Genomic DNA, 13,459 nt, shown 5'->3' with positions numbered 1-13,459 from the left:
CTTGCCTAACATACCTGCGGAAGGTGTTTGAAGGAAGTCTCATTTCTGAAAACATTTTCGACTATTATTTCATATCATTGTAATTTCAGTCGTTGATATTGGCTCAGGGAGAGTTCATGAAATTTTTAACACGGGGTGTGGCGCTGGCGTTATTGGCCGCATTTGCGCTGGCAGGTCAGCCTGCTCAGGCGTACGAAAAAGATAAAACCTACAAGATAACCATTCTGCATACCAACGATCACCACGGTCACTTCTGGCGCAGTGAATACGGCGAATACGGGCTTTCCGCACAAAAAACGCTGGTGGACGGTATTCGTAAAGAGGTCGCTGAAGAAGGGGGAAGCGTACTGCTACTTTCCGGCGGTGATATTAATACCGGCGTACCAGAATCCGATCTTCAGGATGCAGAACCTGATTTTCGTGGAATGAATCTGATTGGTTATGATGCGATGGCGGTGGGTAACCACGAATTTGATAATCCGCTCACCGTATTGCGCCAGCAGGAAAAGTGGGCGAAGTTTCCTTTTCTCTCCGCCAATATCTATCAGAAAAGCACTGGCGAACGCTTGTTTAAGCCGTGGACTATCTTTAAGCGCCAGGATTTAAAAATCGCGGTTCTTGGTTTAACAACCGATGATACGGCGAAAATTGGCAACCCGGAGTTCTTCACCGATATTGAGTTTCGCAAACCTGCGGAAGAAGCAAAGCTGGTTATCCAGGAACTCAATATGAATGAAAAGCCAGACATCATCATCGCTACCACGCATATGGGGCATTATGACAACGGCAATCACGGCTCGAACGCACCGGGCGATGTGGAAATGGCGCGTAGCCTGCCCACCGGGGCGCTGGCGATGATTGTGGGTGGTCACTCACAGGATCCGGTGTGCATGGCATCGGAAAACAAAAAGCAGGTTGATTACGTACCGGGTACGCCATGTGCGCCAGATAAGCAAAACGGTATCTGGATTGTGCAGGCGCATGAGTGGGGTAAATACGTTGGCCGGGCGGACTTTGAATTCCGCAATGGCGAAATGAAAATGGTCAACTACCAACTCATTCCGGTAAACCTGAAGAAAAAAGTGACCTGGAATAACGGTAAAAGTGAGCGCGTACTTTACACCCCAGAAATTGCTGAAAACCAGCAAATGCTGTCGTTACTGACACCATTCCAGAATAAAGGCAAAGCGCAGTTGGATGTCAAAATTGGCAGTGTCAATGCGCGTCTGGAAGGGGATCGCAGTAAAGTCCGTTTTGTGCAGACCAATATGGGACGTCTGCTGCTGGCTGCGCAAATGGCGCGAACCAGCGCTGATTTTGGCGTGATGAGCGGCGGCGGTATCCGTGACTCCATCGAAGGCGGCGATATCACCTATAAGAGCGTGCTGAAGGTACAACCGTTCGGCAACATCGTAGTGTATGCCGATATGAGCGGGAAGGAGGTTATTGACTATCTGACTGCCGTGGCTCAGATGAAGCCAGACTCGGGGGCGTACCCACAGTTTGCTAACGTCAGCTTTGTGGCGAAAGACGGCAAGCTTAACGATTTGAAAATCAAGGGTGAAGCTGTTGATCCGGCTAAAACCTATCGCATGGCAACGCTGAGCTTCAACGCCACCGGCGGTGATGGCTATCCGCGTATTGATAACAAACCCGGCTATGTGAATACCGGGTTTATTGATGCGGAAGTGCTGAAAGAGTACGTGCAGAAAAACTCACCGCTGGATGCCAGTGTGTATGAGCCGAAGGGTGAGGTTATCTGGCAATAACAGGGCGGAGTGCCGGATGGCGGTGCAAGCACCTTATCCGGCCTACGGGTACTTAATCCCGGCGGGCGATATCGGCGAATTTCGCATCCAGAATTTTCGCCAGATCGTTCGCCGCCAGCTCAATATCCAGCCCGCGTTTACCACCGGAAACATAAATCGTGTCGAATGTCTGGGCGGGGGCATCAATCAGCGTTGGCAAACGTTTTTTCTGCCCAAGCGGGCTAATACCGCCGACCAGATATCCCGTTGTACGTTGCGCAACCATTGGGTCAGCCATATCGACCTTTTTAGCGCCCAGCGCCTTCGCGACCTTTTTAAGATCCAGCTGTCCGGCTACCGGAGTGACGGCAACCGCCAGATGTTTCATATCGCCATTCACGGCAACCAGCAGTGTTTTGTAGACCTGATCCGCATTCAGCCCTAATTTACGGACCACTTCGTCGCCAAAGTTGGTCTCAGACGGATCGTGATCGTAGGTGTGGATCTGAAAAGAAATTTTGTTTTTTTCGAGTAGCTTAACGGCGGGTGTCATAGCAATTTTTCCTGGCTCAGACAAAATACGACACAAGCATACGCCTGATGTCTGTCTAAAAAATAGTACCATCTTGCGCAATAGTATTGGCAGGATGACGACTTTGAGCGACAATCGACCTACACCGATGCTTTAAGCGTCGGCATAATAATAATGATGAAATTCCTCTTTGACGGGCCAATAGAAATATTGGCCATTTTTTTATCGCAACATCTCCGGTAAGTTTCCCTCTCCATACAGATGCAGTGCGCCGACAGCGACCACATAGTGGCCCGCAGGCATTGCCCTGAGTTTGTCCCGCCAGGCCTCATTACGCTGGTGCATGAGTACGTCATATAACGACTGGCTGAATGTGTTGGGTAATGTGAGTTCGCCATTTTGTGGTGGTGATTCAAGCCACCACCCCATCATTTGTTGCAGCAACCTGGCGTTGGTGTGCCAGTGCGTCAGGGTATCGTCGAGCAAAGCCAAACCGTTATCAGGCAACTGGCATAACAGGTCGATTTGGCTGGAGGCACCTTCCAGTTCAATAATGGGCTTTTGCGTCTGTTTAGCCGCTTTGAGCAGTTGGTAGTCAATGCCATATTCCGCCCGTAATCCCAGCTGTTGCGCCTGCGTGGCTTGTAAGATCATGGCTATTTGCCACAGGGGTTGAGTCGAAAACAGGGAAGGGGAAATACCAAGATCGCCAGAAACTTTTTGCAGATTGCGCAACTGCGCTTCGCTGATACGTTCTTCCAGAGCAGCAAAAACCGGAAGATTGGCAAACGGCGCATCGTCACCGGAGACATCGGCTTCGACAATCAGTGCGTCAGCGCGGCTGAGTTTTTTCAGTAACCTGGCAGGCAGAGGGGCCATACCCCGGCTACCCATATGAATACTGCCAATCAGATGAAAATGGCGGTTGCCAGGCAAAGAGATATCGATGGCCGGCCAGGTATAATGGTTACCGCGCAGTGCAGACCATAATGCTTTTACCCGGTATAACAAATCCATACGACCTCCCTAAGTGTAAAGCCATGCTAGCGCGTGGCTGGAAAAGTCGCAATGTGTGAATTGCCGGATGGCGCAGTTGATAGCGCCATCCGGCAAAGGGTTACTCTTTTGGTTTGAAGCGCAGCAGTCGGTTAGCGTTGCTCACCACAGTAATAGAAGAAAGTGCCATCGCCGCTCCGGCAACGACCGGGTTCAGCAAGGTTCCAGTGAACGGCCACAGAATCCCGGCGGCGACGGGGATACCGATGCTGTTGTAGATAAATGCGCCGAGCAGGTTCTGCTTCATATTACGCAGCGTTGCTCGCGAGATAGAGAGCGCATCTGCAACGCCCATCAGGCTATGACGCATCAGCGTGATCGCAGCGGTTTCAATTGCCACATCGCTGCCGCCCCCCATGGCGATCCCTACATCGGCCTGAGCCAGCGCAGGCGCATCGTTAATGCCGTCACCGACCATGGCGACCTGACGCCCCTGGCTCTGCAAACGCTTAATCGCCTCGGCCTTACCGTCCGGCAGAACGCCGGCTATCACCTCATCAATACCTGCTTCTTTGGCAATAGCATTGGCTGTAGTTGGGTTATCACCGGTGAGCATCACCAGACGATACCCGGCGCGGTGCAGGCGCTGGAGCGCTGCCACGCTGTCGCTACGCAGTGGATCACGTACCGCTAACAAGGCTGCCGCTTGCCCGTCAATGGCCAACAGCACCGGAGTTGAGCCCTGGGAAGCCTGAGCGGTGATTTCAGCCTCCATTTCTGTGGTATCGACCTGCTGCTCATTGAGCAGCGCCTGGTTGCCCAGCAGCAGCGTATGACCTTCCGCTTCGCCGCTGACGCCTAAACCACGCAGCGTACGGAAACCATTGACCTGCGACAGCGTAACATCGCCCGCTTTGTCGAGGATCGCGCGGGCCAGCGGATGGCTGGAGCCCTGTTCAAGGGCCGCAGCCAGGCGAACAGCCAGCGCTTCATCGGTATTGCCAAACGTTTTGATGGCGACAACCTGCGGTTTACCCTCGGTCAGCGTACCAGTCTTGTCAAAGACGACGGTATCAAGCGTGCTGGCGCGCTGCAGCGCATCGGCATCACGTACCAGCACACCAAACTCAGCGGCACGACCAACCCCGGAAATAATCGACATCGGCGTTGCCAGACCCAGCGCACAAGGACAGGCAATAATCAGTACGGTGGTGGCAATCACCAGCGTATAAACAATTTGTGGCGCCGGGCCAAAGAAGTACCAAATTGCTGCACTCACCAGCGCAATCACTACCACCACCGGAACGAATACCGAGGAAATCCGGTCGGCCAGCTTACCAATCTCGGGCTTACTGCTTTGCGCCTGACGCACCATGCGAATAATACGCGATAACGTCGTGTGGCTGCCGACGGCGCTGGCGCGGAACAGCACGCTGCCATCCTGAACCACAGTACCGGCGTGGACGCTATCACCTTCCCCTTTTTGTTGCGGGATCGGTTCGCCGGTCAGCATCGCTTCATCCAGCCAGGCTTCGCCCAGGGTGATTTCGCCATCTACCGGCACGCGGTCGCCGGTGGTCAGGCGCAGTAACATACCTGCCTGTACATCGGCCAGTGGTACGCTTTTTTCACCGTCATCGGTTACGACACGTGCGGTTGGCGGTGTTAAATCGAGCAGTTTTTCCAGCGCTTTGGAAGAGCGTTGGCGGGCGCGGGCTTCCAGCATATGGCCAAGGTTAATCAGACCGATAATCATGGCGCTGGCTTCATAATAGAGATGCCGTGCTTCCATCGGGAACCATTGCGGCCAGAGGTTGACGCTCATGGAATAGAGCCAGGCGACGCCCGTGCCCAGCGCGACCAGCGTATCCATGGTTGCGGTGCCATTCATCAGGCTTTTCCAGGCACTGCGGTAGAAGTGACCGCCTGCGAAGACCATGATGGCGAGTGTTGCCAGACCAATGACCAGCCACAGGCTGCGGTTGTCATCGCTCACCATCATGTTATCGCCAATCATGCCCCATACCATCACCGGAATACCCAGCAGCAGCGCGACGGCCGCCTGCCAGCGAAAACGCTTCATGGTTGCCACGGCGGTTTCCTGCTGGCGTTCGCGGCGCTTAGCGTCGTCTTCGATCGCTTCTGCACCATAGCCGGCTTTTTCCACCGCCTGGACTAAATCTGCGGCGGAGGCACTGCCCATTACCAGCGCAGTGCGTTCCGCCAGGTTTACCCGTGCCTGGGTGACACCCGGTACGCTTTGCAATGCATTTTGTACACGGGTCACACAACTGGCGCAGCTCATGCCGTTTAACAGCAACTGTTGGCTGTCATCATCAGCCGTAGCTGCCGGAAGCTCGGAAGGGACCGCTGCCAGTGCTTCCGACGGGATTGATGACTCCGTCAGCGGTTTAGCCTTTGGGTGGCTTAACTCCGCCCCGTAACCGGCTTGTTTGATGGTTTCAATCAGCGCTTCTGCGCTGGCGCTCCCGGTAACATGCGCCTCTGTCACGGTGACATCCGCTTGCTCAACATCCGGACGTTGTTCGAGGCTTTCTTTGACGCGTTTTACGCAGTGACCACAGGACAAACCGTCCAGGGTTAGATCGATTGTTTGAGACATAACCAACTCCTTGATTGCAGGATTAACTGACTGTGATAAAGGTTAAACCTTCCAGCAAGGGGAAGGTCAAGGGTGTTATTAAAAAAGATGAAAAAACAGAAAAAGGAGAGAAACGGGAACGCAGCGACAGGCCGTTCCCGGTGATTTACTGATTGAGGACGATAAGCGGCGTTCGATGCTCCGGTTCATTTATAACCGTGAGATCGGCACCGTACAGCGCGTTCAGCGACCGTTGCTTCAGGACATCCTGCGGATACCCGTTATCAACGATCCTGCCGCGTTCCATCAATACCACGCGGTCGGCATAACGCGCCGCGAGGTTGAGATCGTGCAGAACGCAGCAGACGCTAAACTGCCGTTCACGCACCAGTCGACGCAGCAGACGAAAAAGGTGCTGCTGGTGGTGAATATCCAGGGCGGAGGTGGGTTCATCGAGAAACAACCATTTTGGCACAGGTTCGGGCTCCCAAAGCTGAACCAGCAGACGCGCCAGCTGTACCCGCTGTTGTTCTCCTCCCGACAGATGCCGATAATCGCGCGCGGCCAGCGCCTGGCAATCACACAACGTCATGATATGCGCCGTTTCATCGCCCGTATTGCGCGTGCGATACGGATGCCTGCCCATGCGAATGACCTCCTGAACGCTAAACGGGAAGGCCATATGACTATTCTGGCGCATCACCGCACGGGTTTTTGCCAGCTCGGTAATCGACCATTCATCCAACGGCTTGCCGAATAAGCTACAGCGCCCACTGTGAGGTTGCAGATAACCCGTAAGCTGGCGTAGCAGCGTCGATTTCCCGGCGCCATTCGGGCCAAGGATCGCGATGATCTCTCCTTGGGGTAGCGTCAGGGAAACATCGTCGGTCAGTCGTCTCCCCTGAATGTGGTAGACCAGATTTTCTGCGACGATCATGACATCCTCCGGCTACGCAGTATTAACCACAGAAAATACGGTCCGCCGATCAGGCTGGTTAACAGGCCAACGGGCATTTCGGCAGGCTGCACCAGCGTACGGGCCAGCGTATCGGCAATCAGGAGTAAACAGGCGCCCGCCAGCGTAGAGCAGGGAATCAACCAGCGATGATCGGCGCCGGTAGTCATTCTGATCAGATGCGGGATCACCAGGCCAATAAAGCCAATTACGCCGCTGACGGAAACGGCAGCGCCAACCAGTAGCGAACTAAGCAACAGTAATTGCTGGCGCTTACGTTTGACGTTCACGCCGAGGTAATGCGCTTCTTCATCCCCCAGTTGCAGCAAATTAAGCGTTCCCGCCATACAGACGGTGACAGCAATGGCAGGCAGAACAAACGTGCTGGCAACCAGAAGTGTTGGCCACTGGGCCTGGCCGAGATTGCCCATCATCCACAGCGTAAGTTGACGTAGCTGCTGCTCGTCGCCCACATAGCTCAGCACGCCAATAGCCGAACCGCACAGAGCATTGATAGCGATACCGGCTAACAACAGTTGCATCATTCCGCCGTGGCTATGACGCTGGCTTATCAGGAAAATAATCGTGCAGACCACCATGCTGCCCGCGACGGCAAAAATCATCTGTTCATACAGCACCAGAACGACGGGAAACGAAAAGGGGATAACTATCGCGATGCCAACCATCAGCGCGGAGCCGCTGCTGACGCCAAGCAGGCCAGGATCGGCCATCGGATTGCGAAAAAGCCCCTGCATGATGACCCCTGCCGTCGCCAGCGCCGCGCCTACCAGAACGGCCAGCAACACGCGGGGCAAGCGGATGTTCAACCAGATGTCACGGTATTCGTCGTTGAACAGCGCGCTGAAGCTAATGTTCAGCGCGCCCTGGCTGGCACCGAAGAGCATCAGAGCGACCAGCAAGAGAGAAAGACCCGTCAGAATGCTGACGGAAGAAAGCGAGTCCTTAAGCACGCAACGCTCCATAACGTCTTTGCGGCGCGACGTTCCCGCGCCGCGAGGGGTTTACGCGGGTTTGAGTCCTGGCTCAACCAAACTGTAAATCTGGTTATTGAGTGACGGGGCTGTAGCCAGTTCGTGAATGTGCTTTGCAACATCTGCACGCATCACAAAACCATGACACTCCTGGGCCTGTATCCGTTGCGCCAGGCCTGTGGCTGCACCGTTCAGCAAACCGCCGGGGCGGAGAATGGCGTAGTCCAGTTGACTGGTTTGTAGCCAGCTTTCAGCCAACGATTTTTCCCGTACCGCCTGACCAAATGCGGCCCTGGCGCGTGGGGATAAAAAGAGCCAACTGTCGCCACAGCCCAGCGACGTCACCAGAATCATGCGTTTGATCTCCGCTTTTTCTGCTTCATCAATGACGGTTCTGTGCGCCAGATAATCGTGGGCACCGCCCATGGAGGAAATCACCGTCGCATGTTGACCAGCAGCGCGACAGGCACAGGCGGTGACCTGGCTGTCGCAGGCGTCGCCAATGAAGACCTGCACACCTTTTTCCTGTAACCCGGCAGCGACCTGCGCGTTGCGAACGACGGCAATCACCGGGCGTTGTTCCGCCAGTGCGAGTGCCAGCGTTTTTGCGCCGACGCCGCTACCACCTGCACCAAAAATGAGCCATGGAGCCATCAGGCATGTTCCTTTAAGGATGAAGACAGCGCGTGAAAGGCACTGACCTGGTCGGCCAGTAGCTGGCGATGCTCATCCCGCCCGAGGAAAATTTTGAACATAGCGCTACCCGCCTGGTTAAAGAAGAGAATGGACGCGGTGTCCATGCCCATAAATTTGCGTTCAATCAGGGCAATATGCGTGCAGTTCTCTGCCTTGATATGACCGGTCATGCCTTTTTTGCCGCGCAGGTTGAAGTAACCGTGGCGGTGGAATCCGGAAGGTAATTCACCGGTAAATTCCAGAATGACATCAGCAGTATGGACCAGGGTAGTGACTTTGCCCCATTCGCTGACGGTTTCCCAGACGGTATCAAATTGATCGCCGGAAACCAGCGTCGGGGAGGGGAGACTTTTCACCACCTCCAGCAGCGTGGTGTTGTACCGGGCCGCGATAGCTTCCAGCGTACCGTCCGGCTCAGTTTTCAAAAAATCCTGTAAAGAGACATGGCTCATACTTCACTCCTGTTATGGTTGCTCTACCGCAATACGCGGCGCGTTAAGTGTCTGAATCAGTTCATCAAGAGACTGCAAAATATTGCTCGCCCAAAAACGCCCTTCATTGGTCAGGCGTATACAGGTACTGGCATCTCGCGTCAGTCCTGCGTGATGCCATTGGGTCAGTAGCGGGGCCAGTTTTTGGGCATGAGGCGTCAGTTCATCCAGCGGGACGCGGGCCGTTTCAATGCCGGCCTGGAGGGTGTGCCGCCACTGGAAACCGCGCTCGGCGGTACGCATCATCATCATGAGCGGTTTTTTTCCGGCGGCGATGGATTCATGCCATGTGGTCAGATTGCGCTCGACCATCCAGGAATAGCCATTGACCGACCCCCCTGCGCCGGAGCCGAATGCCAGACAGTCAGCGCCCTGTTTAATCAGCAGGTTGTACAGATTGCGTTCCCGCGTGGTTCGCGCCCAGTGACTGTTACTGATGCAACGCCAGCCTGCGCTGTCCATAAAATCGCAGCCCTGAAGATAGAGATCGCGACGTTCGGCAGGGGAGGGAACCGTTGTGCGCCCGGTTTCAACCGCTTTGCCAAGCGGCGTATTGGGGATCAGGTTCAGCGCATAAAGATCTACGCCGTCGAGGCCGATGTCGCGGGCAATCGCCAGATCGTCGCCCCACAGTTTGGCGTCCTGTCCTGGCAGACCAAACAGCAGATCGCACACCACGGCGGCACGATCCCGTTTTACCAGCCCCTGCATAAAGGCTATGGCGGTCGGGCCGTCCGAGGTGCGCGCCATTTTCTTGCGGATCCGGCTGTTAAAGGACTGAATGCCGATCGAAAAGCGATTGGCGCCAGCGTCAAGGCAGGCATCGATGCGGGCATCGTCAAAATTGAGAACCCGTCCCTCGATGGTGATTTCGCAGTCCGGCGCGAGCGGTAGCTTTTCACGCAGCACGGTGATGATTCTGGCCAGATCCCGTGCTGACAGCGCAGACGGTGTACCGCCGCCAAAATAAACTGCGTGAATGGGCGCTGACTGATGCAATGCGCTGTCGGCTTCCATCTCTATTTCGCGCAACAGCGCGTTGGTATAGCGGGCGCAGTGATCCTCTTCAAAGCGGTTTTGATAAAACCCACAGAAAGTACAATGGGTTGCGCAAAAAGGGATGTGCAAATACACCAGCCGTTTACGTGCCGGTGTAGGCTGACTGAGGAGCTCCTGCCAGGTTTGTGACAGGTGCTCTTTGGCGATGGGGATCGCGCCGCGCCAGGGCATCGTGGCGCGCCTGTCCTTAAAGGGCTGGCTTCCCTCCAGGGCAAAATGTGGGGTGAGATTCAGCGTGCTTTGAGTGTTCATACTTCTTTTAAATTCCCTTTACTGTGGCCAGAATTGTTGGTGCAGAGCTTCAACAGCGTCCGCGACGCGGGGACCCATTCCCAGAATCAATGCCTGGTCTACCGCCACAATGCGCTGATTTTTCCAGGCTGCAGTGTGGGTAATACCGGCGATGGCGCTCAGACGATTCAGATCGCCATCGACCATTTGCGACGTCACCACGATGACCTCCGGGTTGGCCGCGATCAGCGATTCCGCGCTGTAGCTTTTGTACTGTGCGTGAGTGGCGACATTTTGTGCACCTGCGAGGGTCATAATGGCATCGGCAACGCTACCCTTGCCGGCGACCTGCGGCGCGCTGCCGCCCGCGGAGAGAATGAACATGGCTTTGATCGGCGCGTTTTTTGTCTCCACGCTGTGCTGAACGCGATCCAGACGTTGACGTATGCGATCGATCAACGTCTCACCTTGTTCGGGAATATGCAGGGTTTGAGCCAGTTCCCGAATGTTGGCGTACATCTGCGCAACGGTGGCCGGGACGCGCGGCAACGTCACGACGTTCACTTTTTGCGCCCGCAGCTGATCCAACACGATTTGAGGGCCTGCATCCTGCCAGGTGATAAAGCTGTCCGGATGCAGCGATAAAATGCCCTCGCTGCTTAACTGCTTCCAGTAGCCGATATGCGGGAGTGCGGCCGTTTCGGGCGGGTACGAGGTGGTTTCATCAACGCCGACCACCTGGTTGCCGACGCCCATGGCGTAAATCAGTTCGCTAAGCGAGCCGCCCGCCACTACCAGGCGATCGGCGGAGTGGGCGCTGAAAACGCAGGCGAGGCTCAGTAAGCCAATCAGGCGTTTTTTCATCGTCAGAAATTCCACGCAAAGCCAACGGCGGCGTTGAAACCCGCGCCAGGGATAGATTCATGCGCGGTTCTGTAACGCTTGTCGGTCAGGTTGTTAAGCGCGAGGTTGACCTGATACTGGTCTTGCGGACCAAACTCGGTGTTGAATGCGAGGTTAAGCGTGGCCCAACCCGGGTAATTAATTTCGGTACTACCGGTATTATCTTTGGCGCTGGACGCCGCGCGAATAAAGACATCGGACGTTACGTTAGCGACATTCATCAACCAGGTATGTTTCAGACCCACGCGCCCGGTCAGCGTAGGTTCGCCGGTATCCCAGGTTTTAATCGTGTCACCCTCGTACTGACGACGAATAAGATTACCGCTCAGGTAAGGTGAAACTGCCCAGCCGTTGTATTCTGCGGTGAGTTCCATACCCCAGGTTTTGGCCCGATCGATGTTGTCATAGTAGTTGTAGCCGCCGCGTGAAGAGGTGCTGTTACCATAGCAAACGGGTTGACCTGAACAGGCCAGACTGGCGATATAGTCTTTAGCTTCGGAGTAATAAATGGCGCCGTCTATCAGCCACATATTCCCTTTATACCGCGCGCCTAACTCATAGTTATTCGAGTGTTCCGCCTTCAGATTTGGGTTGCCGTAGGTCACGCTGCCGCCAGCGGACGTCTGTGTGAACAGCTGAGTCAGCGTAGGGAAAACATAGCCCTGGGCGTATGCTGCCCGGAGTTCAAGATCTTCAAAACCGGAATAACGCAGGCTGGTTGAGGTCACCAGTTCATCATCGTGAACGGAATTGCCCCCGGTAGATTGCCAGCTCGTACCGCTGCTTTGCATAGTTTGCGTATCGTTGCGATTGAGTTTCGAAGACAGCCAGTACTGGCGTGCGCCCACGGTCCACGTCCAGTCATCGGCAAAGCGCCAGTCGTTTTGCGCGAATAACGAGGTGTTGCTTTGCTCTGCTTCGTTGTATGACAAGGTGCGGGTTTGCGTATCGAAGAAGCCGGTAGCCGCGGTCTGGCGCGTACTGCCGTTCGTGTCCTGTTTTATTTTGTCATGCTGGTACTGAGTACCAATCACCAGCTCGTTGTTAGCAGGCAGGGAGAAGTTGCTCTGTAGCGTTACCCCCTGGGTATACTGTTTGTCGTTGGTATTGGTCTGATTGCTTACCGTCAGCGCTTTAATCATCGGGCTGGGGATTACCTGGGTTGTTTTGACCCGGTTTTCAAATTTGCGCTCTATTGTCTGGGTGTATGCGTCAACATGGATGTTCTTCAGGTAATCCCCATCGGCCGCGTAGTCGTAGAAAAGACCGATTTTCTCGCGTTCCAGCTTAGGAATTTTGACGCTAAAGTCGTCGAACTGGCCTTCCGGATCGTCAAACCAGGTTTGAGTGGACAGCTTATAACGGTCGAGGGAGAGGCCAATTTTGTGGCGATCGAAGTTGTAGCCAAGCCACACACCCTGGCTGTTGTTACGGAAATTGGTGTCGGGCAATCTTCCGTCAGGTGTGTCGCGGTCCCCCTGGTCGGAATAGCTGCCATTGATGCGGTAGTCAAAGTTTCCGATACTGCCCCAGGCTGCAGCCGATTCTTCCCAGCCAGCGGTCGCGGAGTTATAAACGGCTTTGATACTGCCGCCGAGTGGTTTATCACCGCCTTTTTTGGTAATAAAGTTCACGACGCCACCAATCGCCTGCGAACCGTAGAGGACAGAATAGGGGCCTTTGACCACCTCAATGCGTTCCAGCGCGGATTCGTCAATCAGCAAACCGGCTCCGTAATTTTGTCCGGCACGCTGATAGCTGACGACCTGGCCGTCGATCAAAATCAGCACCCGTGAAGACGCTTCGCCACGGATACGGATTTGTTTTCGCCCTGCGAGGGCGTTATCAGTGACTTCGACGCCGGGAATATCCTGCAGATCGTCGGCGATAGATACGCTGGTGGAGTTTTGTAACGTCTGACGATCGATAACCTGAATGGTTGCCGGGCTATCCCAGAGACTACTTTCGGTGCGGCTAGCCGTGACGATCACGGTATCGTCGTGCGATGTCGAAGAGTGTGCCGGGGGGGTTGTCGCTGCGAAAGCAGTGCCAGAGATGCATAATGTCAGGGCTGAAAGAATAAATGGCCTTTGGTTATTCCGTGGCAACATAAGAGAACCTTTATTGAATGTAAATGATCATCATTATCATTCGCGTTTATATATAAAATTGTTTCTCTTTGTTCAAGATGAAAGATGTAGAACCAATATATCTTTTGATTTGAGTCAATTTCGTGCGGTCATTAAATACAGAA

The 13,459-nt window shown here is 54.5% G+C and carries 11 protein-coding genes; 1 reads left to right on the top strand and 10 read right to left on the bottom strand.

Annotation, left to right across the window (positions count from 1 at the left end; genetic code table 11):
• Positions 1-116 precede the first annotated feature (116 nt).
• Complete coding sequence (ushA, locus tag ACLJXE_RS05855; RefSeq protein WP_410750345.1) at positions 117-1,769, top strand: bifunctional UDP-sugar hydrolase/5'-nucleotidase UshA; 1,653 nt, start codon at positions 117-119, stop codon at positions 1,767-1,769.
• A gap of 52 nt (positions 1,770-1,821) precedes the next feature.
• On the opposite strand, the gene ybaK is transcribed toward ushA, so the two are convergent.
• The 10 genes from ybaK to ACLJXE_RS05805 all read right to left on the bottom strand — a co-directional run bounded on the left by ybaK (position 1,822) and on the right by ACLJXE_RS05805 (position 13,316).
• Positions 1,822-2,301: a Cys-tRNA(Pro)/Cys-tRNA(Cys) deacylase YbaK gene (ybaK, locus tag ACLJXE_RS05850; RefSeq protein WP_137384598.1), complete on the bottom strand. Its 480-nt coding sequence runs from the start codon at positions 2,299-2,301 to the stop codon at positions 1,822-1,824.
• 201 nt (positions 2,302-2,502) lie between these two features.
• Positions 2,503-3,297 (bottom strand): TraB/GumN family protein, encoded by a 795-nt coding sequence (locus ACLJXE_RS05845; RefSeq protein ID WP_410750344.1) that lies wholly within the window; start codon positions 3,295-3,297, stop codon positions 2,503-2,505.
• 100 nt (positions 3,298-3,397) lie between these two features.
• Positions 3,398-5,899, bottom strand: a complete 2,502-nt coding sequence (gene copA, locus ACLJXE_RS05840; protein WP_410750343.1) for a copper-exporting P-type ATPase CopA — start codon at positions 5,897-5,899, stop codon at positions 3,398-3,400.
• Positions 5,900-6,044: 145 nt separating this feature from the next.
• Positions 6,045-6,815 carry a heme ABC transporter ATP-binding protein gene (locus ACLJXE_RS05835; protein WP_286628473.1) on the bottom strand — a complete coding sequence of 257 codons (771 nt, stop codon included), beginning with the start codon at positions 6,813-6,815 and terminating at the stop codon, positions 6,045-6,047.
• Entirely contained in the window at positions 6,812-7,804 is a 993-nt protein-coding gene (locus tag ACLJXE_RS05830) for a FecCD family ABC transporter permease (protein WP_410750342.1), read from the bottom strand. The genes ACLJXE_RS05835 and ACLJXE_RS05830 overlap by 4 nt, the downstream gene beginning before the upstream one ends.
• 51 nt (positions 7,805-7,855) lie before the next feature.
• Positions 7,856-8,479, bottom strand: coding sequence for an anaerobilin reductase (gene chuY / locus ACLJXE_RS05825; RefSeq protein WP_410750341.1), 624 nt, complete (start codon positions 8,477-8,479; stop codon positions 7,856-7,858).
• A complete protein-coding gene (gene hutX, locus ACLJXE_RS05820; RefSeq protein ID WP_410750340.1) occupies positions 8,479-8,973 on the bottom strand; it encodes a heme utilization cystosolic carrier protein HutX in 495 nt (164 codons plus the stop codon). The genes chuY and hutX overlap by 1 nt, the downstream gene beginning before the upstream one ends.
• Positions 8,974-8,985: 12 nt before the next feature.
• Positions 8,986-10,323, bottom strand: coding sequence for a heme anaerobic degradation radical SAM methyltransferase ChuW/HutW (gene hutW / locus ACLJXE_RS05815; protein ID WP_410750339.1), 1,338 nt, complete (start codon positions 10,321-10,323; stop codon positions 8,986-8,988).
• Between the two features lie 18 nt (positions 10,324-10,341).
• Positions 10,342-11,166 carry a hemin ABC transporter substrate-binding protein gene (locus ACLJXE_RS05810; protein WP_410750338.1) on the bottom strand — a complete coding sequence of 275 codons (825 nt, stop codon included), beginning with the start codon at positions 11,164-11,166 and terminating at the stop codon, positions 10,342-10,344.
• A 2-nt stretch (positions 11,167-11,168) separates the two neighbouring features.
• Positions 11,169-13,316: a TonB-dependent receptor plug domain-containing protein gene (locus ACLJXE_RS05805; protein WP_410750337.1), complete on the bottom strand. Its 2,148-nt coding sequence runs from the start codon at positions 13,314-13,316 to the stop codon at positions 11,169-11,171.
• Positions 13,317-13,459 lie beyond the last annotated feature (143 nt).

The organism is Citrobacter sp. U14242 (assembly GCF_046555775.1).
GTDB lineage: Bacteria > Pseudomonadota > Gammaproteobacteria > Enterobacterales > Enterobacteriaceae > Citrobacter.
This window is presented reverse-complemented; position numbering and strand designations above follow the sequence as displayed.

Coding starts and splice junctions, on each gene's coding strand:
- ACLJXE_RS05810 (WP_410750338.1), bottom strand. CDS start 11,166: ATGAAAAAACGCCTGATTGGCTTACTGAGCCTCGCCTGCGTTTTCAGC.
- ACLJXE_RS05805 (WP_410750337.1), bottom strand. CDS start 13,316: ATGTTGCCACGGAATAACCAAAGGCCATTTATTCTTTCAGCCCTGACA.
- copA (WP_410750343.1), bottom strand. CDS start 5,899: ATGTCTCAAACAATCGATCTAACCCTGGACGGTTTGTCCTGTGGTCAC.
- hutW (WP_410750339.1), bottom strand. CDS start 10,323: ATGAACACTCAAAGCACGCTGAATCTCACCCCACATTTTGCCCTGGAG.
- ybaK (WP_137384598.1), bottom strand. CDS start 2,301: ATGACACCCGCCGTTAAGCTACTCGAAAAAAACAAAATTTCTTTTCAG.
- ACLJXE_RS05835 (WP_286628473.1), bottom strand. CDS start 6,815: ATGATCGTCGCAGAAAATCTGGTCTACCACATTCAGGGGAGACGACTG.
- ushA (WP_410750345.1), top strand. CDS start 117: ATGAAATTTTTAACACGGGGTGTGGCGCTGGCGTTATTGGCCGCATTT.
- ACLJXE_RS05845 (WP_410750344.1), bottom strand. CDS start 3,297: ATGGATTTGTTATACCGGGTAAAAGCATTATGGTCTGCACTGCGCGGT.
- chuY (WP_410750341.1), bottom strand. CDS start 8,479: ATGGCTCCATGGCTCATTTTTGGTGCAGGTGGTAGCGGCGTCGGCGCA.
- hutX (WP_410750340.1), bottom strand. CDS start 8,973: ATGAGCCATGTCTCTTTACAGGATTTTTTGAAAACTGAGCCGGACGGT.